The 24,128-nt window shown below is 36.8% G+C and carries 30 protein-coding genes, 1 pseudogene and 2 other annotated features; of the genes and pseudogenes, 6 read left to right on the forward strand and 25 right to left on the reverse strand.

All coding sequences use genetic code 11. The features are described from left to right. The 9 genes and pseudogenes from argH to AC4PID_RS05025 form a co-directional block, all read right to left on the reverse strand. Positions 1–1,395: an argininosuccinate lyase gene (argH, locus tag AC4PID_RS04985; protein ID WP_492134465.1), complete on the reverse strand. Its 1,395-nt coding sequence runs from the start codon at positions 1,393–1,395 to the stop codon at positions 1–3. A 104-nt stretch (positions 1,396–1,499) separates the two neighbouring features. Further along, positions 1,500–2,690: pseudogene (locus AC4PID_RS04990) on the reverse strand (argininosuccinate synthase); the annotation flags it as partial. A 128-nt stretch (positions 2,691–2,818) separates the two neighbouring features. After that, positions 2,819–3,061: a binding site (T-box leader), on the reverse strand. An 89-nt stretch (positions 3,062–3,150) separates the two neighbouring features. Next, a complete protein-coding gene (locus tag AC4PID_RS04995; protein WP_492134466.1) occupies positions 3,151–4,374 on the reverse strand; it encodes a metallophosphoesterase family protein in 1,224 nt (407 codons plus the stop codon). 136 nt (positions 4,375–4,510) lie between these two features. Continuing rightward, positions 4,511–4,675 carry a hypothetical protein gene (locus AC4PID_RS05000; protein ID WP_492134467.1) on the reverse strand — a complete coding sequence of 55 codons (165 nt, stop codon included), beginning with the start codon at positions 4,673–4,675 and terminating at the stop codon, positions 4,511–4,513. Between the two features lie 119 nt (positions 4,676–4,794). After that, positions 4,795–5,015 (reverse strand) — a binding site (T-box leader). An 80-nt stretch (positions 5,016–5,095) separates the two neighbouring features. Then, on the reverse strand, positions 5,096–5,287 hold the full coding sequence (locus AC4PID_RS05005) for a hypothetical protein (protein ID WP_492134468.1): 192 nt from the start codon (positions 5,285–5,287) through the stop codon (positions 5,096–5,098). A 1-nt stretch (position 5,288) separates the two neighbouring features. After that, positions 5,289–5,744: an aminoglycoside 6'-N-acetyltransferase gene (gene aac(6') / locus AC4PID_RS05010; protein WP_492134469.1), complete on the reverse strand. Its 456-nt coding sequence runs from the start codon at positions 5,742–5,744 to the stop codon at positions 5,289–5,291. Between the two features lie 4 nt (positions 5,745–5,748). Then, positions 5,749–6,258 (reverse strand): cysteine hydrolase family protein, encoded by a 510-nt coding sequence (locus AC4PID_RS05015; protein ID WP_492134470.1) that lies wholly within the window; start codon positions 6,256–6,258, stop codon positions 5,749–5,751. 17 nt (positions 6,259–6,275) lie between these two features. Beyond that, positions 6,276–6,794 (reverse strand): YcxB family protein, encoded by a 519-nt coding sequence (locus tag AC4PID_RS05020; protein WP_492134471.1) that lies wholly within the window; start codon positions 6,792–6,794, stop codon positions 6,276–6,278. Next, positions 6,794–7,531: a metallophosphoesterase family protein gene (locus AC4PID_RS05025; protein WP_492134472.1), complete on the reverse strand. Its 738-nt coding sequence runs from the start codon at positions 7,529–7,531 to the stop codon at positions 6,794–6,796. Before AC4PID_RS05025 ends, AC4PID_RS05020 begins: the two co-directional genes overlap by 1 nt. Before the next feature lie 141 nt (positions 7,532–7,672). On the opposite strand from AC4PID_RS05025, the gene AC4PID_RS05030 reads away from it, so the two are divergent. After that, positions 7,673–8,215, forward strand: coding sequence for an HD domain-containing protein (locus AC4PID_RS05030; protein WP_492134473.1), 543 nt, complete (start codon positions 7,673–7,675; stop codon positions 8,213–8,215). Here AC4PID_RS05030 and AC4PID_RS05035 read toward each other — a convergent pair. The 5 genes from AC4PID_RS05035 to AC4PID_RS05055 are packed head-to-tail and all read right to left on the reverse strand — an operon-like array spanning position 8,185 to position 10,645. Beyond that, positions 8,185–8,421 (reverse strand): DUF2164 family protein, encoded by a 237-nt coding sequence (locus tag AC4PID_RS05035; protein ID WP_492134474.1) that lies wholly within the window; start codon positions 8,419–8,421, stop codon positions 8,185–8,187. The two genes, AC4PID_RS05030 and AC4PID_RS05035, sit on opposite strands and share 31 nt — an antisense overlap. Then, positions 8,414–8,797, reverse strand: coding sequence for an iron chaperone (locus AC4PID_RS05040; protein WP_492134475.1), 384 nt, complete (start codon positions 8,795–8,797; stop codon positions 8,414–8,416). Before AC4PID_RS05040 ends, AC4PID_RS05035 begins: the two co-directional genes overlap by 8 nt. A gap of 11 nt (positions 8,798–8,808) precedes the next feature. Beyond that, entirely contained in the window at positions 8,809–9,258 is a 450-nt protein-coding gene (locus tag AC4PID_RS05045) for a 2-thiouracil desulfurase family protein (protein ID WP_492134476.1), read from the reverse strand. After that, entirely contained in the window at positions 9,259–9,915 is a 657-nt protein-coding gene (locus tag AC4PID_RS05050; protein WP_492134477.1) for an MBL fold metallo-hydrolase, read from the reverse strand. Between the two features lie 7 nt (positions 9,916–9,922). Next, a complete protein-coding gene (locus AC4PID_RS05055; RefSeq protein ID WP_492134478.1) occupies positions 9,923–10,645 on the reverse strand; it encodes a YdcF family protein in 723 nt (240 codons plus the stop codon). Between the two features lie 173 nt (positions 10,646–10,818). Between AC4PID_RS05055 and AC4PID_RS05060 the strand changes: the two genes are divergently transcribed. From AC4PID_RS05060 to AC4PID_RS05070, 3 genes are all read left to right on the forward strand, one after another. Next, positions 10,819–11,313 carry a hypothetical protein gene (locus AC4PID_RS05060; RefSeq protein ID WP_492134479.1) on the forward strand — a complete coding sequence of 165 codons (495 nt, stop codon included), beginning with the start codon at positions 10,819–10,821 and terminating at the stop codon, positions 11,311–11,313. A 102-nt stretch (positions 11,314–11,415) separates the two neighbouring features. Continuing rightward, the gene (locus AC4PID_RS05065) at positions 11,416–12,795 is read left to right on the forward strand and encodes a GGDEF domain-containing protein (RefSeq protein ID WP_492134480.1); all 1,380 of its coding nucleotides are present in this window, start codon (positions 11,416–11,418) and stop codon (positions 12,793–12,795) included. A gap of 6 nt (positions 12,796–12,801) precedes the next feature. Beyond that, on the forward strand, positions 12,802–13,692 hold the full coding sequence (locus tag AC4PID_RS05070) for an MBL fold metallo-hydrolase (protein ID WP_492134481.1): 891 nt from the start codon (positions 12,802–12,804) through the stop codon (positions 13,690–13,692). 57 nt (positions 13,693–13,749) lie between these two features. On the opposite strand, the gene AC4PID_RS05075 is transcribed toward AC4PID_RS05070, so the two are convergent. The 10 genes from AC4PID_RS05075 to AC4PID_RS05120 all read right to left on the reverse strand — a co-directional run bounded on the left by AC4PID_RS05075 (position 13,750) and on the right by AC4PID_RS05120 (position 21,182). Further along, the gene (locus AC4PID_RS05075; protein ID WP_492134482.1) at positions 13,750–14,643 is read right to left on the reverse strand and encodes a DMT family transporter; all 894 of its coding nucleotides are present in this window, start codon (positions 14,641–14,643) and stop codon (positions 13,750–13,752) included. A 68-nt stretch (positions 14,644–14,711) separates the two neighbouring features. After that, positions 14,712–16,073, reverse strand: coding sequence for a sensor histidine kinase (locus AC4PID_RS05080; RefSeq protein WP_492134483.1), 1,362 nt, complete (start codon positions 16,071–16,073; stop codon positions 14,712–14,714). After that, positions 16,073–16,753: a response regulator transcription factor gene (locus AC4PID_RS05085; RefSeq protein WP_492134484.1), complete on the reverse strand. Its 681-nt coding sequence runs from the start codon at positions 16,751–16,753 to the stop codon at positions 16,073–16,075. Before AC4PID_RS05085 ends, AC4PID_RS05080 begins: the two co-directional genes overlap by 1 nt. 45 nt (positions 16,754–16,798) lie before the next feature. Then, positions 16,799–17,044 carry an SHOCT domain-containing protein gene (locus tag AC4PID_RS05090; RefSeq protein ID WP_492134485.1) on the reverse strand — a complete coding sequence of 82 codons (246 nt, stop codon included), beginning with the start codon at positions 17,042–17,044 and terminating at the stop codon, positions 16,799–16,801. A 56-nt stretch (positions 17,045–17,100) separates the two neighbouring features. Beyond that, positions 17,101–17,604 (reverse strand): GNAT family N-acetyltransferase, encoded by a 504-nt coding sequence (locus tag AC4PID_RS05095; RefSeq protein ID WP_492134486.1) that lies wholly within the window; start codon positions 17,602–17,604, stop codon positions 17,101–17,103. Continuing rightward, positions 17,591–18,130, reverse strand: coding sequence for a GNAT family N-acetyltransferase (locus AC4PID_RS05100; RefSeq protein WP_492134487.1), 540 nt, complete (start codon positions 18,128–18,130; stop codon positions 17,591–17,593). The genes AC4PID_RS05095 and AC4PID_RS05100 overlap by 14 nt, the downstream gene beginning before the upstream one ends. Before the next feature lie 4 nt (positions 18,131–18,134). Then, a complete protein-coding gene (locus AC4PID_RS05105) occupies positions 18,135–18,698 on the reverse strand; it encodes a GNAT family N-acetyltransferase (RefSeq protein WP_492134488.1) in 564 nt (187 codons plus the stop codon). Positions 18,699–18,835: 137 nt separating this feature from the next. After that, complete coding sequence (locus tag AC4PID_RS05110; RefSeq protein WP_492134489.1) at positions 18,836–19,648, reverse strand: TspO-related membrane protein; 813 nt, start codon at positions 19,646–19,648, stop codon at positions 18,836–18,838. A gap of 67 nt (positions 19,649–19,715) precedes the next feature. Further along, entirely contained in the window at positions 19,716–20,822 is a 1,107-nt protein-coding gene (locus AC4PID_RS05115; RefSeq protein ID WP_492134490.1) for an HD domain-containing protein, read from the reverse strand. A gap of 225 nt (positions 20,823–21,047) precedes the next feature. Continuing rightward, positions 21,048–21,182, reverse strand: coding sequence for a hypothetical protein (locus tag AC4PID_RS05120; RefSeq protein ID WP_492134491.1), 135 nt, complete (start codon positions 21,180–21,182; stop codon positions 21,048–21,050). 94 nt (positions 21,183–21,276) lie between these two features. Between AC4PID_RS05120 and AC4PID_RS05125 the strand changes: the two genes are divergently transcribed. Beyond that, positions 21,277–22,239, forward strand: a complete 963-nt coding sequence (locus AC4PID_RS05125; protein WP_492134492.1) for a helix-turn-helix domain-containing protein — start codon at positions 21,277–21,279, stop codon at positions 22,237–22,239. 83 nt (positions 22,240–22,322) lie between these two features. Further along, positions 22,323–22,727, forward strand: a complete 405-nt coding sequence (locus AC4PID_RS05130; RefSeq protein WP_492134493.1) for a bacteriohemerythrin — start codon at positions 22,323–22,325, stop codon at positions 22,725–22,727. A 147-nt stretch (positions 22,728–22,874) separates the two neighbouring features. On the opposite strand, the gene AC4PID_RS05135 is transcribed toward AC4PID_RS05130, so the two are convergent. Beyond that, on the reverse strand, positions 22,875–24,089 hold the full coding sequence (locus AC4PID_RS05135; RefSeq protein ID WP_492134494.1) for an ammonium transporter: 1,215 nt from the start codon (positions 24,087–24,089) through the stop codon (positions 22,875–22,877). Positions 24,090–24,128 lie beyond the last annotated feature (39 nt).

The following is a 24,128-nucleotide window of genomic DNA, read 5'->3' on the forward strand; positions in this document are numbered from 1 at the left end:
TTATTTTTTATATTTATTTAGGATGGCTTTGCCATTTTCAATACTTTGTTCGATGGCCTTCCTAGCCGTAGAACCATAAGAAACCTTTGCTTCAACAACCTCAATCGGTTTTATTTTTTCATAAATATCGGATTCTATCTGTGGACAAAGAGCTTTTAGCTGTGACAAGCTCAAGTCCTCTATTGAAGCCCCCATTTTTTCACATATTCCAACGATTTGACCAGTGATGTGATGGCTTTCTCTAAAGGGAATTCCCTTTTTAGTCAGATAATCCGCTAGGTCAGTTGCATTTAAAAACCCTTTTTTTACTGCAAAGAGCATCCTGTCTTTGTCAAACGTGGTCTCAAGCCACATTTTTGTCATGACGTTCAAACACATCTTTATTGTCGTAACGGTATCAAATAACCCTTCCTTATCTTCTTGCATATCCTTGTTATAGGCTAATGGAAGTGCTTTCATGACGGTTAATATTGACACGAGATTACCATATACACGACCTGTTTTTCCTCTGATTAGCTCGGCTGCATCTGGATTTTTCTTCTGTGGCATAATACTACTACCCGTAGTAAATTTGTCGCTGATTTTTATGAATCCAAATTCACTGGTGCTCCAAATAATCATTTCCTCTGCCATACGACTTAAATGCATCATGATAATTGAAGCAGTGGCATTAAACTCAATTACGTGATCGCGATCCGATACCGCATCAAGCGCATTATCACTCACTTCGTCAAATCCGAGTAATTGAGCTGTGAAAAAACGATCATTTTCATAACTCACACCAGCGAGTGCACCTGAGCCCAGTGGTGAAATCTTAATCCTTTTAAGACCATCCTCTAGTCGCTCGATGTCTCTTTTAAACATTTGAAAGTAAGCCATAAGATAGAAGCTTAAACGAATTGGCTGCGCCCTTTGAAGATGCGTGTAGCCTGGTAAAATTACGTCTTTATGCATTTCAGAGAGCTCAATCAAAAGTGTATTTAAAGCGACTAACAGTTCAATGACATCATGTGTGGCATTGATTAAATATAACTTTAAATCTACCGCGACTTGATCATTTCGACTTCTAGCTGTATGGAGCTTTTTACCAACATCTCCGATAAGTGATGTCAACCTCGATTCAACTAACATGTGAATGTCTTCTTTCTCAAGGTCACACCAATCTGAGCTTAGCTTCATTTCTTCTATCAAATCTTTTTCAACCTTTACTAAACCCTTTTCAATTAGAGTAAGCTCCTCAGACGTTAGAATGCCAATTTTCTCAAGCATCTTTGCATGTCCCTTTGATCCGGTTATATCTTCTTTCAAAAGCTGGTAGTCAAATAGTAGCGAAGCATTGAATTGAACCATCAGTTCATCTGTATCTTCACTAAAGCGCCCTGACCATGCCTTCATACTGCGATCTCCTCCCCACCATACACTTGAAGGTTAAGTGTAGAAACTGACACTTCTTTATCATTCTTATTACCTATGGAGCTTTGATTCTTACTAGCCAAATCTTCTTCCATCAATGCTTTCAGCTTAATCGGAAGTGTAAATAGGTTGATAAAGCCATGTGCATCGTACTGGTTATAAACCTCATCTTCTGAAAATGTCACGTAGTCTTCACGATAAAGTGAATAAGGTGACTCTGATGCTACTGCTTGACAGCTGCCTTTGAAAAGCTTTAGCTTTACATTTCCAGAGACGTTTTTCTGCGTCGTTGCAACAAACGCTTGAAGTGCATCCATCAATGGTGTGAACCATTGTCCGTCATAGGTGAGTTCGCTATATTTCAAAGCAATTTGCTTTTTAAATGACATCGTTTGTCGATCTAATACTAATTTTTCAAGTGCTTTATGCGCTTCATAAAGCACAGTACCTGCTGGTGTCTCATAGACACCTCTCGACTTCATTCCCACCAATCGATTTTCAACGATATCGATAATGCCAACACCGTGTTTTCCAGCCATCTGATTTAATGTTTCTATCAAGGAAACGGGTTCGTATGCTTCTCCATTAATGCTGTAAGGAATGCCTTGTTTAAATCCAATTGTAATCGTTTCAGACTGATCTGGTGCTTCATCTGGTGAGGTACACCATTTGTAAATGGCTTTTGTATGCTCATTCCAAGGGCTTTCTAATTCTCCGCCCTCATGACTGATATGCCATAAATTCTCATCTCTTGAGTAAATGTCTTTTTTAGTGACACTAAGAGGTATATGATATTTGGCTGCGTAATCGATACAATCCTCACGAGATTTGAGTGACCAGGTACGCCATGGTGCGATAATATCAAGATGAGGTGCTAACCCTTTAATACCAGCTTCAAATCGAACTTGATCATTACCTTTACCAGTTGCACCATGTGCGATAGCAACTGCTTCCTCTTTAAGCGCTATTTCCACAAGTGCTTTTGCAATCAATGGACGAGCAAATGCTGTACCTAGTAAATAATCTTCCTCATATACGGCACCTGCCATCAATCCTTCAAATAAGAACTCTTTAACAAAAGCTTCTTTAACATCTGCAATATATACTTTTGATGCCCCTGTTTGAAGTGCTTTCTTAGCAACTGCTTCAAAATCATCCTTTTGACCAACATCTATACAAGCTGCGATAACGTCAAAATCGTGTTCCATTTGAAGCCATTTTAAAATAACCGATGTATCCAGTCCGCCTGAATAGGCCAAAACCACTTTCTTTTTCATACCTACCTCCAATATATATACATTTATTTGGATATTTATACATTATGAGCATAAAAAAATAACCCTCAGAGGATTATTAAATGTGCTTAGTCAGCGTTTATATGTCACACCTGAAATATCCATCCTTTTCTTGGGACGAATTACTCCGCGGTGCCACCCAAATTAGCTTAAGCTCTCTCTGATTCAGTACGGGCAACACTTGCCGATACTTATTCCCTTTAACGGTGGACCTCCGACTTGCCTTACTTGTTACTTTTTTCTTGCAAGTTGCTTAAAAAAGTTCTCAATAACTTCGCTTTTGTATGGGCTCACACCATCCCCATATCGCTGAACCAGCTCGGTTATATTTTCTTTTTTTCGAACGCATTTTTATATGAACTTGTGGTTAATTATACATAGGTGGTATGGACCTGTCAACACTCTTTTTTATATTTTTTTTTAAACAACCATATTAATTTATTTATACATTTTTTATCTTTATGGTTTCAACTTCACCAGTCGTAGCAAGACGAATCAATGCAGGTTGCACATGACCATATGCTGTTGTTTCAGTACTGCCACTTGAGAAAACCGAAATCACCTGATCTGCATGGAATTTTTCAATTCCCATAACAAAAACTTCGTGTCCTCTAAAGAGACCTTTTAGATTAAACTTTCTTAGAAATGCATCGGTTGATGACGCTCTAAATTTGAAGCGCTTGTTAAGAAATTTAATTTCTTCATTTCCCCTTTGTGGATCACTCCATATGAGTTGCTCTACAATAGTGGCACCGCCATTATCAAGCGCCTTATATTGTGTCAGGTCACTAAAAGAATGAAGATAGTCATAAGCATCTTCTACATTTGTTTTTTCAAGGAAATCAACGACATCGATTTGTCCGAAATAGGGTTTCGGAAGCCCGCCATGAACACAAAGAAAATTACCTATATTGGTTTTAATGAGCCCTAAGTATGGAAGTTTATCAAACCAATCCAGATAGCTGCAGAGTAATTTGCGTTCGTCTCGAAGCATCTTTTTTTCCAACTCAAGCAGATAAGGTGGGAAATAATCCAATGGATTATCTTGATCAGGGATTCGATACGGTAGCTTTAATTGCCCCTCATGATCCAATTTACCACCGTCATGGTTACCTCTTAGCAGGGTCACATGATCACTAAATAGATTGGCAATTACCAATAAAAGCTCAGTGGTTTTTAGATGTGCCATTCCTCTATCCACATAATCGCCCATGAAGATCCAGTGATGCTCAAAGCAATTGTCATAGAAGTGTGTGGCTTCAAGTATATTGATTAATGACTCAATATCTGAGTGAATATCCCCAATAATAAAATAATGGCTCGGAGCATTAAGCGTTACAATTTGATCAGTATAATCACCATGTATGGCTGTCTTTAAAATCAGTTCGCTATTACAATGTTCATTTAATAATCGCTTATTAATTGAACTCGATTTACCTTCAATAATCGCATTGTTTAGTTGAATTAAGTATAAATGATAATCATATGCCTCTTGAAACGAATTACTTTCATTTAAAACAACACCATTATCAGCCTTAAAACCAAATTGGTTGATCAGTCCGTTAATGCGTTCTCTAAGCTCCTTTGAAGATAGTGACTTATAGACACTTTTAAGTAATTCAAAATTTTTAATCGCAGCATTGGATTGATTTAGTATTTGCTTCATGATTGTCTCCCAAAATAGATTAGTCTTTTACACATCATACACTATAACAGCTTATGTAGGAACCTGAATCTATGATTCTATTACAAAAAAAGAAGGAAAATTCACTTAGAATTTTCCCCAAGGTAGGTAGGTATGGCTAATCCCATTTGGATTTAGTCCCGAAGAAATTATAGCCCTGGAATGGTGCTACCGTCTGATTCTTTTGATAATCAGTTTTAGCGATATTACCTTTCACATGTTCTGAGCCCTTTGGCATTGCGTTGCTTGATTCCATTTGTTTAGATTGCATTTCCATTTTCATAAAAACCTCACTTTCAAATATGGACGAAACGTCCTTCAGATGCCATAGTTTGCTTAAAACCTACAGTGTTTAGTTATAAGCACTATGGAAGATATAAAAAACCTCGTCACTACAGAAACTGTAGGGACGAGGTTTACTCGCGTTACCACCCTAATTGCCTTTGGCCACTCAATGGATTCTATCAAATCCTTCGTCTATAACGGGACGTCCCGTTCACCTTTACTCTAATTTCGAGATGAAAGCTCCGGAGTGATTTGTATTAATTGATTTCATCGATTTACACCAACCATCGACTCTCTACAGAAACCTGATTAACACCGCTCTCTTTCAACACTGTATATGTTATATTGAATACGATTTTAACAGTGTCCTAATTATCTGTCAATGAGTTTTTAGAAAATTCCGACAACATTTTTTGTCTTACAATTTTTTTTGAATTTTATCTTTGATTTTAACTGTGTTTCCCTTTAAATATCGTCTGTATGCAAGATTCGACAGCAAGCTTAAGCCTGTAAAAATACCTACTAAAATAAACGATACCAATGCAAAAAAAGTAAATATACTTTGGAAAGCATTTTTTACCTTCTTCACATTCTTTTTTGATGTTTCCATTTTACACCTCGATGTCTTTTATAAAACAAACAATTCTGTTAACCTCTCTGAATCCAATAGATTTATGGAACAACAAACTCGACTCATTTTCTTGTATCACATCAGAAGCAAGCTCGACACAGCCTTTGGTCTTAGACCATTGTTCAGCTTTTTTTATCAATGCCTCTGAGACTCGTTTTTTCCTAAATTCAGGACATACATACACACCTTCAATATAGCCAACTGGCGAAGTATGGCAGCCTTCAACATAGTCCGTTCTTAAAGACACGTGAACGAATCCAATAGGTAAATCTTCAAAAGCAGCTATAAAAACCTTATCTTTTTCAGAATTTAATAGTTGCTTAAATTCAGCTTCAAGCTCATCAAACTCATTTTCAGGCCATAAATCAATCGCCATACTGGTTAGGTCATCTAAATAGGCTTCAGTGCAGGGTACAATTTCATAGATGATTTTCATACATTTAACCTCTCAACATTTTATTTAGAGCTGAAAATGTCAATCCCTCATTGATGTCCATCACAAATCTGATACGTTCTTTGTCACCACTAGCAATAGCACCTCTTAACAATAGCGGCGTATAATCTAAGTCTTGTGCGCCTCTGTACGTTGATAAAACACAGAACTCTGCGCAATATCCTGTGACAATCACCGTATCTACACCTTGTTCTTTTAAAAATGAATCCAGCTCCGTCTTATTAAAGCTGTTACCATAAAACTTATGAAAGTTTCTTTCGAAGCTTGCATTTTCAATATAATTTGGAGAAAGCGCATCGATAAACTCAAACCCTTCTGTGCCTGGGACAACGCCATCGTATTCAGAAACATCTTGAATCCATGCGATCGGCAATTGTTTTTCTCTAAACCACGGTAACACTGCATTGATATACTCACAAGCTTGATCCATACTTTCTTTTGCAAAGCCATTATAATATGCTTTTTGAAGATCAATGATCAATAATCCAAGTTTCATACGCCCTCCTATAAATACTATTTTACCGGTATCAATTTGGATACCATTTCTATAAAGCTCTCTTTTTCAGAGTCACTTTCAAAAGCAGTTAAAGGTACAATATACGCCATTACTTGACTCACATAAACAAAAATATGGGTTTTAGTCTCATTGACCTTTTCAACAGAATTATAATAAGTAAAGCTCTCTTTAGTCTTATCTGAAATCTGAGACGCATCCACTAATAGTTCATGTTTCCCAATAAGTCCAGGTACCTTACCACCTTCAATCAATTTGCTTATTTTTCTCTTTATACTTTTACGATACCATTTGTCATAAAAAGCCATCCAAACGACGACAATGATTCCCATCATAATCAGCAATGGCACCAACTCCATTTCTAAAATCGGTTGTAAAAATTTTGCAATGACCAAAAAAATCAACGGAAATAAGAATCTTTGAACCAGAAGCGAACGTTTCATAGCCTTTGATGTGTCAATAAAATTCATATTAAACGCAATGTAATCCTCTAACTTGATCTCATATTCTAACTTCATTATTTACGCCCCCTGTAAATTGCTGTTCTAAGCTCATTTGAGTAATCCAAAAGCTCAGGCATATTCATTTTTTCTGCAACCTTTATTTCAACCTCTACATCATATGGCACTCTACATATTGAAATGCCATACGCACTTTTGGTGAGATTCGGCTGCCATTCCTCTTCAAAGTCCCCTTCTACAATTGCATATGAAGCCACATTAAAGTCTAATGGATTACCGACACTACCAGCATTAAAAAGTACTTTATCACCAATACTGTCCACGTATGCCCCGTGAATATCACCATATCCTACAATATCCGAAAAATAAGGTAAAGTTGGTGTTTCCTCAAATAATTTTATTCGCTTCTCATTGTCTGTCGTAAGGTGTACTCTGTAAAAAATATCATTTGGTGCTGCGTGGCAAAGTCTCAACAGATAGCCACTCACACTGACCTCATAATAATTCGGAAGCGCATCTAAATAGGCTTCTCGATCAGCGCCGATTTGCCGTCTATGCCACCATATCGTTTCAGAATCAGTAACATGCGTTAAAAAATAATCCCAGTTCCCTTTTACGACGATAGCACATTTTTCTCTAATAATATCAATCGCTTCAGCCGACCTCGGTCCTTTACCCGCGATATCACCTAAGCAAATGATTTTCGTAATATCTCTTTTTTCAATATCTCTTAGTACGGCATTTAAAGCAGTTAAGTTGCCATGTATGTCCGAAATAATTGCATAGCGCTCCATTTTATCTCCATCTGTATCACATTTTTCGTCAGTTTGTTATAATAGAATTGCGGAATTGTTGCTCTCATTATAGCATGAAAATTTTCATGAAATGATGTCTCTTGCTGATTTAATCAAATTCTAATAATCAAGGCGGTTTGTATGTTATCTACTAAAAAACAAAATCAACTAGACGATGAAATAAAACAGTTTATAGAGTTAACTGCCTCTATTTTATTGCATCCTAAATTTGAAGAAATGCACAAATACATTCAACATGGAACCATTGATTGTCTAGATCACTCAATCAGTGTAGCCTTTCATAGTTTTTTACTTGCAAAAAAACGACACCTTGATTATAAAAGCGTCGCACGTGGCGGCTTATTGCATGACTTCTTTTTATACGATTGGCACCATCCACGAGCATCCGAGGGACTACATGGATTTACACACGCACGCAAAGCACTTGAAAATGCTGAGCTTTATTTCACCCTGTCTGAGACAGAACGCGAAATTATATTAAAACACATGTGGCCACTCAATCTTACACTCCCTAGAAAAAAAGAAGCCTTTGTCGTCATCTTTGTGGATAAATGGATCTCATTAAAAGAGTCTTTCCGTTTTAAAGAATCTGAAGCCTTCGTCTATTCTATCAACAAAATAAGAGAATATGTCTATCTTCCTGTTGGTTTCTCCAACACATAGAGTGCATCTTCAAGTTGATTTTGATATGCCTTTATCACTTTATTCACATCAAATAGTGCTTCATTATAAATATGTGGTTTAACCATCTCTACGATGTAATCCATCACCTGTTCTGTAACGATTGTGCCCATTTCCTCTACACCGAGGTCTTCTGCATAGCTTTTGATCAAACTGATCATTCTATTTTTTTCTTCTCGATTATACACAAGCTGCTCCTTTTGCCCGTTTTTGTTCCACTTCAGATTTTCTATAGTGTATCATTTCCTTAATCAACAACTCTGGTAAAGGTTCACCATTAGGAAACTGAACCGATCCTTTAGCATACTTGTATTTGTGTTCTTTAATGGCTGCTTCGAAAGCTGAAATCGCACTCGGTGTCGGATAAAAACCTAAATGCTTGGGATAGGCAGCAAAATGAACAAGGTTTTCAAAATAATAAAAGGTTGGCATTTGATAGCTTATTTTTTCAGTGGCATCAGGTACAATTTCATGCACCCATTTTCTAATCTGCTTCATTTTATCTTGTAATTCTTCAGAGAAAGCATTCATGTACACATCAATCTCATTACTCATTTTTTCCATGATTTACTCCTTTAAATTAAATTACTCTCTACAAACTGTTTGAACTCTTTCGCCTCATTTTCATTAAAAACGACAATTCCTTTTTCTTCTAAAGCCTTAACCGTAACACCTTTGCCTTCAACCAATCCGCCATCAAAATTACCATTATATACCTTGCAGTTGCCACAAGACGGACTGTTCGCCTTAAGTATCGCAACTTTTGCACCAACTATTTTTGCAATTTCTGTCGTTTTCTCTGCACCCATTTTAAATGCACAGGTTACATCAGCGCCGTCCTGGCTGTATACTTTTTCTCCAGTAATTTCACAAGGCAATCTCGGTATAGATAATCCCCCTAAAACCTCAGGGCAAACTGCTATTGTTTGACCTTGTTTAGATAGATGATCTACCCATTCTACCACCTTAGACTTACCGTCATATCGACAGTTTTGTCCGATCAGGCAAGCACTAATAACGATCATCTATTTTTCCCCCAAACTTAATCGTATTTTATCAAAAACCTCAGGTAACATGATTTGGTTGTGCCCAGATACAATTGTAGCTGCTTTAAGAGCCATTAATTTTTCTATTGTGGCTCTGTAGACTGCTTCAGTACAGTCCAAATCAGGGACGATTTGTTCAGGTGTGTCCCCAATATTATCACCGACATTAAGAACACCCTCTAAATAGTCGAAAACGCAAATAGAATCACTTGTATGTCCAGGCGTATGAAGTAATTTGATTTGGTCATCTTCAAAGTCTAGCTCATCTGTAAACGTCAATGTCGGCAATTGCATACTTAGCGGTTCTTTTATATAGGATTGATTTGCAATTAAATCCTTATCCCAATTGGCTTGAATTAAAGCACCACAAGTTTGATGCGCAATAATTTGCCTTGCTTCACGTAACCGATTGGCCCAAATGTGATCCCAATGAAAATGCGTGTTAATTATATAGATCTCTCTTTGATTTCTTAGCCTTATAAAATTGATCATTGGATTTAACATATGCGACCCCATTCCAGAATCAACAATATAGTTTCGATGCGCTCCAATAATCACTTGTAAATTCAAATTCCATTCAGGTGAATCAAAAAAAGTAAAAACAAAATTTCTTTCACTTAGCTGCTTAATTTTCATAATAACCTCATTTCATTAAGACAAAAGTAAAATCATTTACTATAGCAAACCATTCTCTTATAACAGGTTGTATCACCAAAGCTTTTGGTGTATTTGCCGATTGTGTACCATAGTTGTACTCATAATAGTCTGCCAAAAGATGCACTCTATAGAGGTGAAACCAACTTGAGACAATCAAGACCTGAGGGACTTCTGACGCCTGCCAGTCCAAGTTAATTATACTTTTCGATAACAACAAATTTTCTCTCGTTGAAGTTGCTTTTGATTCAATTAAGATAACATTTTCAGGGATGCCTTTAGAGATGAGATATCTTTGCATAGCAATGGCTTCTGGGATATACTCATCTTTTCCCATCCCACCCGACACAATGATTTTTAAGTTTGGATTCTCAGCGAACAAACAGTACTGGCTGATGCCTTCTTCTAGACGTAAAGCCAAGCGTTCACTTGGTCGTTCTCCTTTTACAGCGTCCCCTAGGATTAGAATATAATCCGGAAAATCTATCTTTTTATCTTTGTATGTAATAATTAAAGACATACATAGAATGCCAACTGAAAAGTAGGTGATGATTAAACCTTTTGATAAAAAATTTATAATTTTTATAGATTTTCTTGACGACGATAAAGTGAGAACGTTGATGATAATTGCACTACCAAAAAGAACAAATGCAATTCTAATTAAAAGCTGATAAAAGCTAAAAAAAGCCCAAATGACTAGGAGTGTCGTCATGAGAAACAAAACCCTCTTTTTCGTTTTTACCACCTCCTATTCTTGCTTTAAAGTATACCAAACTCCACTAAAAAAATCACAATTTTAGAAACTGTTTATATATTTTTTAGATTTATACGTTATAATACGTATATGAAGGCGTTATTGTTAATTTTTTATCGAATGGTGTGTGTATGAATAAGATCATCTACCGGCTAGGATTAGTCGCTGTTATTTTTACTGCAATTGCATATGCTTTGTTTTTCCAGCCTAAAGTTAACGTGGACGATTCCGAATTACGTGCCAAAAGGTGTTGTTTCGATTTAAATGAAGATTACCTAGTTGGACAAAACTACATTCGTGAGGGTGCGATACCAGGAATATTGAAATCAGCCTATTTTGTTGACAAAACGGGAAATAGAATCACTGATGATCATCTCCCTTTTGAATACGATATTTGGGTCGCTGAGAAAAGTACATATGGTTTTTTACATGTCACAAAAAACGAACTTTTGAAGCTTCACAGAAAAACCATACAAAATCATCCAATGCTCAATCGTGCATTCGCTTTAATTTTGCATATCACACCGAAGACTAAGAACAAGGTACCTCATGACTATTATCTTCGACTTGAATACGAAATTATGGGCATTCGTAAATCCATAACGAGAAAAGCAATTAGCTTGTAAATTATATAAAGACCATTATTGGTCTTTTTTTTTGATTTGCATAAGGTTATTTTATTAACCTGAATATACATGGGTATAATCAATAAATAAGGAGGTGGTGTCATGCCAAACATCAATAATGCCACAAATTTTGATTTCTTTAAAGTGCTCCTTGAAACGCTACCTCATCCAGTTTTCTATAAAGATAGAGCTGGCTACTACCGTTTTTGCAATAGTGCATTTGCTAACTTTCTTGGTTTAGATCTCAAGGATATTATAGATAAAACCGTTTATGACATATCCCCCTATGAGCTTGCAAAGGTTTATGACGAGCATGATCAAGAAATTTTCGAAAGTAGGCAACTCCAGATTTATGAAGCACAAACGATGCACTCTGATGGCACCATTCATAATGTAATCTTCAGCAAAGCGCTCCACTACGATAGCTATGGAGAGCCTATTGGTTTAATTGGTTTGATTCAAGACATCACCGCAAAGAAGGCTGCTGAAAAAGAGATTGAAATGCTCCATACCTTAAAGGATGCTTTTCTTCTTTTAAGTCAAAGAATCATCTCCTATAAAAACGAAACCGAATTTTTAAACGACCTTTTAAAAGAAGTACAAAACATTTTTAGCCAAAGTCAACAGTCAACTGTGCTTGAACTAGATGAAAACGAAACATTGAAAGTTGTTGCTTTTACAGGGTATGAAACCGTAGACATGTTTGATTTTAGCATCCCACTTGCTGAAAGCTTTATCCTTTCAGACTTGCGAGGTAAATTTCACCACGCCCATATCGTCAATGATATCGATGATTTCACACTCAATGGCCATCAACCAGTTGCAATACCAGTATCTAAAAAACCAGTTCAATCAACATTGGTCGTACCAGTCTGGATTAATGATAAACTAAGATGGATCTTTGCAATTGATAGTTCCTACAATCATGTTTATACTGAAACCGATCGAAAAGTGGCTGACTATATCAGAGAGCAACTGCCACTCTTTTATAAAATTTATGAGCTTTATATGCAGACACTTCATTTAAGTCAATACGATGCCCTTACAGGTTTAATCAATCGAAGGTATTTCGATGAAAAACATCTGTTATTCTTTAACGATGTCAGTAACATATATACCTTGGCACTCTTTGATTTAGATGGATTGAAGCATATTAACGATCAATTCGGACACCAAGCAGGTGACGCTTACTTGATCACTTTCTCGAACTGGTTAAAGCAATCTGGTATTGAAGGTATGTATTTTTCCAGACTCGGTGGTGATGAATTTGCTTGTCTTTTCCCATTTGAAGCCAATACAGAGATTATGACGCGAATTATTGCATTCCGTAAATCGTTTGAATCCATTATAATAGAGACAAATGATTCTATGTTCTATGGTAGCTTTAGTTTTGGACTCGCAACTTTTCCTAACGACACTACTGATAAGATGAAGTTATTCCATATAGCCGACACAAGGCTTTACAAGGATAAAAGGAGGTAGTATCAAATGCAGCACATTCGCGGTAACAGTTATTTCTTTAACTCCCCAGCCGCCATAGGTGGCTATCTTTTTGAGCAGAATTTGATTTTGTTTGATACGGGAAACGATGATTCCAGTGTAAAAAAGGCAATAAGAGATTTAGGTGAAATAAGCGTTCAAGCCATTTTCAATACACATTCACATGCAGATCATTGTGGTGGCAATGCCTACATTCAAAGGCAGCATTTAACGACCACTTATGCACCTGCTCTTGAATCCGCCTTTATTGAAAATCCTTTGCTTGAACCTACCTATCTCTATGGCGCAAATCCAGTTGCTGAGCTACAAAACAAATTTTTAATGGCAAAACCCTCTCATGTCAATATGATATTAGTTGATGATACACCAATTACCATACCGCTCTCCGGTAAAGATGTAACCATTCGACCCGTATTACTAAAAGGGCATTCACCTAATCAGATGGGTTATGTCACTGAAGATGGTGTCGCATTTTTAGGAGACGCACTAATCTCTATATCCATGATTGAAAAGCATCCACTAATCTTTACTTTTGACGTTAACTCTCACCTGAAATCGCTAAATAAACTATTTGAGATACAGGCAGATACATTTGTAATCGCGCACGGCGGTATCGTTGAAGATAAATCGCTGACCATACAGAAAAACATAGATGCCTTAGAATTGACACAGTCTTTGATTTTGGAATCTGTCGGAAAAGGTGCATATACGATTGACGAAGTGCATCGTTATCTTTCATGCTACTATCAGTTAAATGAGAACTTGGGGCAACACCTTTTAAACCGATCTGTTATTAAGGCACATTTAACACATCTCGTGTCTAAAGGCGAGATCACTTTTTCTGTAAAAGATGGCATTTTACAAATCAGTCACACATAAAATAAAGGTTCTGTCGCCTATCTTTTAGGATAGCCAACAGAACCTTCTTTTATTCCCCTAAATAAACATTATGCCCACACCACATAGTGCCAAGATGGTACCAATCACTTCCTTCGTTGTCACCTTTTCCTTTTTAAAGAACATCGCATAAGGAATTAATAAAACTGGCGTTATCGAAGTCAGTGTTGAAGCAACACCTGGATTAATCCTTTGTACCGCATAAAGCGACAGAGAGATCCCTAGAAAAGGTCCAAAGAAGGAACCCAAGGTTACAGAAGCCAAAGCATCTGTACGTTTAAGTGATTTGAAAAAGCTTCCCCAGTTGTTTCTAAGCGTAAACAAAATCATAAAGCCGATCATACCAGCGATTAATCTAATCTGAGTTGAAGCAAATGGATCGTAGTTTGCCATTCCAAACTTTCCAATGATGTAACCAGCAGCTTGACCAAATGCCCCACCAAAAGCGAGTAAAATTCCCTTTAGAGGATGAGACAGCTTTACTTTCTTACTATCCGCTTCACCGACCAAAATCACAAGTGCTATACCCGACATAGTAACGAGCATGCCGACGATCTGCATCAGGTGCATGGATTCGCCAAGAAAGATAAACGCTAAAATTCCACTTAACGGTGGGACACTTGCATAAATTAACATGGATATTCTTGACCCAATCTGTACAAACGCTTCAAACAATAATAAATCGCCAACGACAATCCCCACAAATCCGGAAAGCAGTAGCCAACCCCATTCAGATGCACTTGCATCGGTTGGTAATAAAACCCCTCTTGTAATTAAAGTAAAGGCTGAAAGAAAAACCATCCCAATTAACAATCGCAGTAAGTTCAAGTTCATAGAACCGATTTTTTTTCCCGTGTCTTCAAACGCTGTCGCTGTAATTGCCCAGCATAAAGCTGTCGCTAGAGCAGCAATTTCTCCCATATAAGCTGTCATAATTACCTCACATATTATCTATTTATCTTTGAATTATAGCCTTAATTGAGATTAATTAAAAGAGTGAATTACGAATTATCTTCTAGAGGTAAGTTTATAGTGAAGTTGGTTCCATTCCCTAGCTTTGACGCCACTTCGATAGTGCCACCAATTTCAGTTACTAATTGTTTTACTATAAAAAGGCCTAAGCCTTCACCTTTCCCAGCTTGTTCATCACCTCTAAAATATGCGTCAAAAATATGTGATAGATGTGCTTCTTCTATTCCCTTACCCGAGTCAGAAACTATAAGTTGGCAGCTGCTCAATGTCTTTGCAACACTTATTTCAATGAGGCAAGGAGCATTAGAATATTGGTAGGCATTTGCGATTAAATTATAAAGTATTTGAGTTATTTTAAAGCGATCAGTTACTAGGTTGATTTTACCTATACCAGTTACCTTTATGTCCCCGTTTTTCTGCTTAACTGCTGGTAGAAAACCAGAGGTAACCTGATGGATTAACTTTACAACTTCGACTGTTTCCATACGATTAATCTCAGGTGACTGTTCAGTTTCGATTAATCCAGCTATATTGGTGATCACTTCTGTCAAATTATCAATTTGAAGGGTTAAATTTTCAAACTCAACTGTTGAAGGTTCAATAATGCCATCTTGTAGGCCTTCCAAATGTGTTTTAACAATCGTTAGGGGTGTTCTAGACTGATGCATCATTTGATCTATTAGTGTTTTTCTTCCTATACGTTTTTGCTTCAACCTTTGATTAAGTGTTCTCAAACTATCATTGATAACATCCACTTCCTTGATGCGAGTGGTTTTCAAAGGTTTTTCTATACCTTGCTGTAAATTTGAAGCATACTTCGCGGTTTCACTAAGTGCTTTGGTCACTCTACGATTAGCAATTATACCTATTGCTAATGAAACAGATAAAGCTAGAACAATTGATAATGCAGCATTCATCCAAAGAGATCTTTTAAAACTTGTCGCAATTAAAGAAGACTCCACTGTACCAGTTGTTGTAATATGTAGATAACCTACAGTCTGATTGCCCTTTGATAAAGTGTACTGAGAGACGGTTTCCTCTGTGGGGCGGTTCATCCCCATCATATGACCCATTTGCCTGCCATTTACCCATTCTGATGAGTTGTCTACTGTAACAAGCTCATTGCCATCAGTATTATAAACACGTATTTTGACAATTGGATCTACAAGATGCGTTTCAAGTTCCATTGCCATCTGATTATACGAAATATCGTTCGAAGTTAAGACATTTACCGCATAAGAAGAAACTTGAGCCACATGCGTTTCGTAATTCTCAGTTAAATAACTTTTGAAGTAACGATCGATCAGCAGATTTAAAACAGATGTATTTATGAGCACTGATAATAAAGCAATGCCAATTACGATTCCTATCCAAATTCGTTTAATAGACATTAGCTACCTCCAAAGACATAACCCATCCCGTATTTTGTCCTTAAAAAGACTGGGTTCTTAGAATCTGCTTCAATTTTTTGCCTTAACCGTTTTACGTAGCTATCAATATTTCGATCAAATCCTTCATAATCATATCCAAATGCCAAAGCTATCAGTTGATCACGCGATAATACATTACCGATATTCATCATAAAAACGCGCATCATTTGGTATTCTGCTGTTGTAATTTCAATTAAAGTATCCTCTTTATAAAGCTTCATCGATTCTTGACAGAGCTTAAATGGTCCAAAGACTAAACAATCCGATACGGTCTCATGTACGGTTCTTCTCAGTATCGCACTTACCCGTCTCACAAGCTCTTTAGGGCTAAATGGTTTAGTCACATAATCGTCTGCGCCATAATCAAACCCTAGTATTCTGTCATTTTCACCAATTTTAGCCGTAAGTAGAATCACTGGTACATCAGAGGATTGCCTTAGCGTTTTTAATATCTCAAATCCATTGATACCAGGAAGCATGACATCCAAGATCAACAGATGAAAGGTTTCATTCGCAATTATCTCCATGGCTTTCAGACCATTCTCACAGATTTGACACTGATAGCCTTCACGTTCCAAGTATTTAGCTACGATATCACTGATTTCACTTTGATCCTCTACAATTAAAATACGATACTTCATATTCACCTTCCTTGGCTAAGAAAAAACCGCCACATGGGCGGTTAGCTATTTCAACAATGCTTTTTTAGCAAGATACTCTTCTTCTGATATTTCACCCTTCGCAAATCGATCCTGAAGAATGGTCAATGCAGAAGATTCAGTTTTGCTACGCTTAGACACCTTCATAATTACTATTATACCCACAGCGACAACAACTACCAATAAAATCATCATCGGGATCATGCCATAGAATCCGTATCTACTCAATCCAAAGCAATCTCCTATACCGTAAAAACCTCTTCCAAACATCATAATGTTCACCTACCTTTGCTAGTAGATTAGCACTTAATTATGTCAGAATTATGATATTAGAGTCGATCTGCTAATTGACCTAAGGCGTCTCCTGTCACACGATATACGGTCCACTCATCCATAGGAATAGCACCCATTTCCTTATAGAAGTCAATAGAAGATTGATTCCAGTCAAGACACCACCAATCCAAACGCTCACAGTCTCTCTCAATGGCAATCTTACCGAGACAAGCAAGAAGTGCTTTTCCAAATCCTTTTCCCCTAATTTCAGGTGTCACATATAAATCCTCAAGATAAAGATTGGCTTTGCCTAAAAATGTGGAGAAATTGTGGAAGTAGAGTGCAAAACCAACCGGTTTACCTTCAAACTCACCTATGATTACCTCAGCTTGATGATGATCAAATAATGATTTTTCAAGCACCGCTTCAGTTGCTACAACTTCATGTAATAGTTGCTCATAATCCGCAAGCTCTTTAATGAACTTCAAAATGAGTGGCACATCTTCTCTTTTCGCTTCTCTGATAATAAACCCCTCAATAGATGTCTTATATTGTTTCATCAATTTTCACCCTCCATACCATATGATCTATTCCTGGTCCCCAATAATCCTGTAACAAAAATGTAGGTTCACCGTATAAATGAATCCAAATTCCTTGCGCCGTTTTATAACCACTGTCGATACAGAAATGCGTTTCTCCAATACTTTTTAGCCTAAGTTGCATCGCTCTCATAAGCAATTTTCCCACGCCTTTGCCTTGATATTCAGGGAGAACAAATACAGTTCCGACCTCTTGCAGTGCATTCAATTCTTCAGAATTACAGGATTTAATCGTATCATTTGCTGGTCCATGCTCAGCAACGCCTACGATTCGTTCACCATCCTTAGCAATAATAAAATGCCTTGCTCCTTTAAGGTTTTCCAAATCTGCTTTGACAAACCCTAATTTTGTCTGTATCTCATCGTTCAAATCATCTTCTAAATCATCCAGTTGATTTCTTTTCCAATTATCTTTTAAAACTTCGATAATTAAGGCCACTATTTCATTTTGATCCTCAATTTTTGGTCTAACAATTTGATAACTCATTTATCTATCCCCTCTGATCTTTCGTAATGGCGTAGGTTGCTAAATCGTAAAATTCATCGCCTCTTCGTTTTGCTTGGCGCGCTGTTCCCTCATAAAAGAGTCCCGTCTTCTGCATCACTCTTCCCGATGCTTTATTTTGTGTGTCATGATTGGCACTGATACGATTCATGCCGACTTCATCAAATAAAAATGGGATGATTGCCAAAAAGGCTTCTGTTGTAATACCGTTTCCCCAAAACCGTTTTCCAATACAATAGCCTATTTCGCATGAAAAATGCATTTCATTCAACGCCACGACTGAAATACCACCAATCAAAGCACCAGTTGCCTTCAATTGTATTCCCCAATTATAGATATTATCATATTGATATTGATTCATCCATATCTCAATAATTTCTTTGGTCATTTCAATGTTTTTATGAGGTGACCATGAAAGAAATCGCGTCACATCAGAATCACTGGCCCAATTATGGAACATATCAAAAGCATCTTCTAATCGATACCTTCTAAGAATGAGCCGCTTAGTCTCAAGTGTCAAAGTGCCTCTATGATTTAGTCTATCGTGCATTTCTCCCTCCAAAATTATGACACATAGTGTATATTCAACAAATAACTAAAAATTCCTTTATAAAAGACTTTCTATCAAAACTAATACTAAAAAAGCAACTACCCAATACGAATAGTTGCTTAAAATCATTTACAAAATTACGCTCTGTATTTAATTCGCATACGCTTTAATCGCCAGTAACTTAAATAGCCAATTAGGCTAATTAATGCAATTAAAATTATTATGAGTACGCTAATAACGACTGGATAATTACCTGCAAGCTGTTCTGAATTAATATGTCTAAATAGTATTCCTGAGAACGACCAAACTGCTACTATAGCAAAAGTAATATCTTTGTAACGCGATGTAATTGAAATAATAATAAAAAATCCAATTAACAACCCTAAAACCGTCATTATTTCATCAGACAAACTACCAAAGTCAATTCTATGTTTTACCAAAAAAGTGGCTACATTTGCAATAAGAGCCACATTAATCCAGCTATAATAAATGCTAAAGGGTTTGTGTACCCAAATTCTCTCCTGAGAAGTCAGCTTTGATGAGTGAACCTGCTTCATAGCTTTTTGTAAAGCAATCCTCAACCCAACCATAGCAAAGAGTGACAAAAATATTAAATCATAATGCCAAAGCACAATCCAAAATGCATTTGCCAAGCAAGAATATGAAAATAACCTTCTCAGTTGAATCATCATTCTATTGGTTTCAGGGGAGAAAAATGCATCACGCCACTGAAATATAACAAATCCCCCTAATCCCAAGTAGATTAGGCTCCAAATGATGAAAGTAAATGAGATTGGTACGAACAAGTTGTCGTATCTATTTGAAATTTGTCCAGTTGTAACCCCATTGATTGGTAATGTATTTGCCAGTATATTGATGAAGATCATAAATAGATACGCTAGTGTTACAGTAAATTTTGAATCCTTATCGCGTTTAATTGTCTTAACCATAATTCCCCTCGGACGCTTTATTCAACTCTGAATTTATCACGTTCTAATGCGTCTTACAAGAGGTATTTTAAACCGCTTTCAAAGATTTCGAATTCTTAATGGTTTCGTATTCTACAATTGCACCTGCATCGCCAAACCACTGGATAAAATCCGTTAAAACACGTTCTAATCCTAAAATTTCAAATGTTTTAGGTGTAATATTCGCACGCTTTATAAGCGCCTCTGGATGCTTGTAATAGTAATGGTAAATCGTACTTATAAGCTCATAAGCCATTTCATCGTATTCAAGCAATTGTCTAGACTTTAAAATTCGTTCGTCTATATAATTCTGAACCGCTGTAAATGCACAACTAAAATGATCGCTAAAGGATATATGTGTGCTCTTACCATATTGTTCAATCAAATCATTGATAAAAGCGTAGTGCCATCTATTTCTGTCAAAGGGTTTATCAAAAAACGGGTGCCACACACTTTCTTCAAACTCTTCATATCGTGCAATCCCATTTTGTTCCGCATCGTATAAATCGTGCAGCACATATGAGAATTTATCTGCGATTTGAACGACCTGTGCTTCCAAGCTTCCTGGGCTTTGAGGATTTAGTTTATCCAAAATCTCAACACCAAAGCTCTCACTCGGTTGAAAGATTGTATGCTTCCAAATGCCCTCTAATGTGTCATGCGTTAGATTCATGCCACTATAGAATGCTCCTTCTATATCTCGTCTATCTAAATTTAGCTGTTCTGCTAACCAAACCGATTGTGCATTATGATGAAAACTCTTGCCACTCTCTTGTAAGAGTTTATGTAAAGCCTTCCCACCCGCATGTCCAAAAGGTGTTTGTCCTAAGTCATGACCAAATGCAATCGCTTCAATCAAATCACAATTAAGGTAGTTCGGTTTAGCGATGGTTTTTGCAATTTGATTGACTTCAAGGGTATGCGACAAACGCGTACGGTTAAGGGGATCACCTGATCTAGAAATAAAAGTTTGTGTTTTAAGTCTAAGTCTCCTAAATGCTTCTGAGTACAGAATTCGATCGATATCTCGTTGATATTCGGTTCTAAAAGTGTCCTTTTCTTCATCGTGCGTCCTTAAAGAGAGCATTGATTTCTTTGCTCTTTTATCCAAAGTCTTCAGTTCGAAAAGTTCTTGCTGTTCTCTGTAATCCATCATACTGTTATTCCACCTCGAAATACATCAAAATCCACATTTGATATCCACTGCCATGACTATCGCTTTATAAAAATCTTCAGGCAATGAGCCCTTAGATTTTACCACAAGCAAATTTGTGGCTTAAAAAGACAAAATCCACCTAGAGGTGGATTATGTTTTATCTTGAGAATAATAATTAAATTTATGGAATGTCTTAGGTATCGGTCTCCCGAACTTATTAAATTATTATTCTTCTAAGAGTGACATAATTACGATTCTAGGCACTGGAAAATCATCATCTGCAGCAAAAGTTAAGTCAAATCCTATAGTCATCGTTATCAAAGTTAAAGCAACCACCAAACCCAATTTAAACTTTTTCATATCCAACCTCTTCTTTTTCTTTTTTCTAATTCAATGATATAATTAATTATAAAAAAATAATACCCGTATGAATACGGGATTTTTGAGGTTGACGATGTTAAGCAGTTATGATTTGAAAACATTTGCAGAACGACTTAGAACCATTCGCAAATCATTGGGGTATTCTCAAAATGAGGTGTCTGATAAAACAGGCATTAATAGCGATACCTTAAGAAGACTAGAAAATGGCATGTCTATCCCTAGATTTGAGACACTAGAGGTATTATCGAGTTTTTATAAAGAAAATCTCATACTTATACTGGACTCCTATAAAACATCAAATGAACTTTCCTATTTTTATGATATGATCGATTATCATATTACAAACGCAGATGCTGATTCGATCAAAGAGACGATTGCTTCTTGTGAAAAATACCTCTCACGTACAAATCCTCAACTTATTGACGCTAGAGAAATCAAACAGCTTATGACTTTTTTCGAAGGTATCGAAATAAGTTATCAGGATAACGATGATGCTTATAATCTTTCGATGGACAAACAAATTGAAGCTTTAAGAATCAGCATTCCTAGCTTTACACTTAAAAACTGGAATTCGTGCAAATACAATTCATTGGAGTTAAGAATTTTATTTTCAATTGCTTCCCTATTGGGAATTTTGAGAGATTGTGTGAGAAGCAACCAAATTATGCTTATGATTTTGGATTATTTAGATACCAGTAAATATGCAAAGCATTATGAGAAATTATTAGTTATTAAATCTTTCTCCATATTATCATATAACTCTCATCGTTTAGATCAACATCAACAGGCTTTAAAATATGCAGAACTTGGAATCAAGTTTTGTATTGAAAATTCCATCATGGCAGAGTTAGCACTACTTTTATGTCGCAAGGCATCTGCTATGTATCACTTATCAATGGATAATTATGAAAAATACTTTTTTCAAGGTATCGAACTCCTTAAAATTCAAGGCAAGGACAGTCTCGCTGAACAGTACGAAATAATTCTTCATAGATATGTTAAGAGCGATACTAACACAATTGTTAAAGAACTTTAGAACTTATAATAACAAAATCTGCAATCATGAATAACGCACCGCCTATGGGGTAGAATATGAATCCATAGTGAAAGGAGGCTATCATGATTAGCTGGGAACAAAAATTAATTCTTGGCGTTCCAGAAATGGATAAAGAGCACAAAGAGTTGGTTGAGAAAACAAATGATATGTTATTGGCTCTGAAAAGTGGCAATAGCACTGAGGAAGTCGTGCGTCATATGAAGTTTCTCGCAGAATACGTCGTGAAACACTTTAACTCTGAGGAAAAACTACAAATGCGCGTTGGTTATCCAGATATGGCAGCACATAAAAAAGTTCATGCTGAATTTAAAACCACGGTTACACAACTGATTGATGATATCAACAAGAATGGGTTAACTACCTCTAAAAAAATTCAAGTCAGTCAAATGACCGTCGACTGGTTACTCAAACATATAGGTGTAGAAGATAAAAAGCTAGCTACATATATCATACAAAACAACAAATGAACCATTACCCTATAAAAAGCTTCGGGCGTCAAGTCCTCAAGCTAACCACATGCAGAGTATGGCAAATAAAAAAGTTACTCACCTTATACGATGAGTAACTTTTTTTTAATTATACTGTAATTTATATCTTAATTCTTTATTCTTCGATTACATTAAATACGCCGTTTCGCCATGAAGTGCAGCATCGATTCCTGTCAATTGCTCGTTTGCATCTACTCTTACTGGTGTAATCTTATCTATTAAAGTTAACATCCCGTAAGAGATCACAAATGCATATGCCGCAGCAATTACAACCGCTGCTGTCTCAACTAAGAAGAACTGTACATTGCCATGAATGAGACCATCTGCTCCAGCTGGATTAACCTTTGTACTTGCAAAGATACCGAGTAAGATCACACCAGTAATACCACCCATACCGTGAACGCCCCAAACATCTAAGGCATCATCCCAGCCAAATCTGTTTTTAAGTCCTATCGCTAAGTAGCATACCACTGACGCAATACAACCGATTAAAGCAGCAGTAGACGTGCTAACATAACCCGCTGCAGGTGTAATCGTTGCAAGACCTGCTACAGCACCCGTTAGCATACCAACGAACTTCGGTTTGCCCATCTTCTTCCAATCAATCGCCAACCATACCACAGCTGCAAAAGATGCTGCAACGTCTGTATTTAGAAATGCAAGAGCAGTTACGCCGTCCACTCTTAGCTCACTGCCTGCATTAAAGCCATACCAACCAAACCACAATAGAGCAGTTCCAAGTGCGATCAAAGGGATACTGTGTGGCTCTGTTACACGTTCAACGCGTTTACCAACAAAGAATACAGATGCAAGCGCCGCCATACCAGCAGTCGCATGAACCACGATTCCACCAGCGAAGTCTAAAACGCCCCAGCTTGCCAATAAGCCGCCGCCCCATACCATATGTGTAAATGGGAAGTATACTAATAATAGCCATAAAATTTGAAATAAAACATAGGCTTTAAAGCGAACGCGCTCTGCAAAAGCACCCGTTATAAGTGCCGGAGTAATAACTGCAAACATCATTTGGTACGAAATAAAGACGATTAATGGAATATTATTATTTGGAGATAACGCATCCATCATAGATACGCCACTTAAAAACGCCATATCTAAATTGCCAATAATCCCAAAGACATCACCACTAAAGCATAGCGAGTAACCAACTGTGAACCAAAGCACTGTCGTAATCCCCAACGAGACAAAGCTCTGCATCATAATTGTTAAAACGCCCTTCTTACTCACTAAACCGCCGTAAAAGAAAGCAAGTCCTGGTGTCATTAGCATAACTAAACTAGTCGCCAATAACATAAATCCCGTATTACCTGTGTCAAAATTCATGATTCCCTCCTATTTGTTCCGAGCAAACTCGGAAATGTC

The organism is Fusibacter sp. QWL-12 (genome assembly GCF_058683495.1).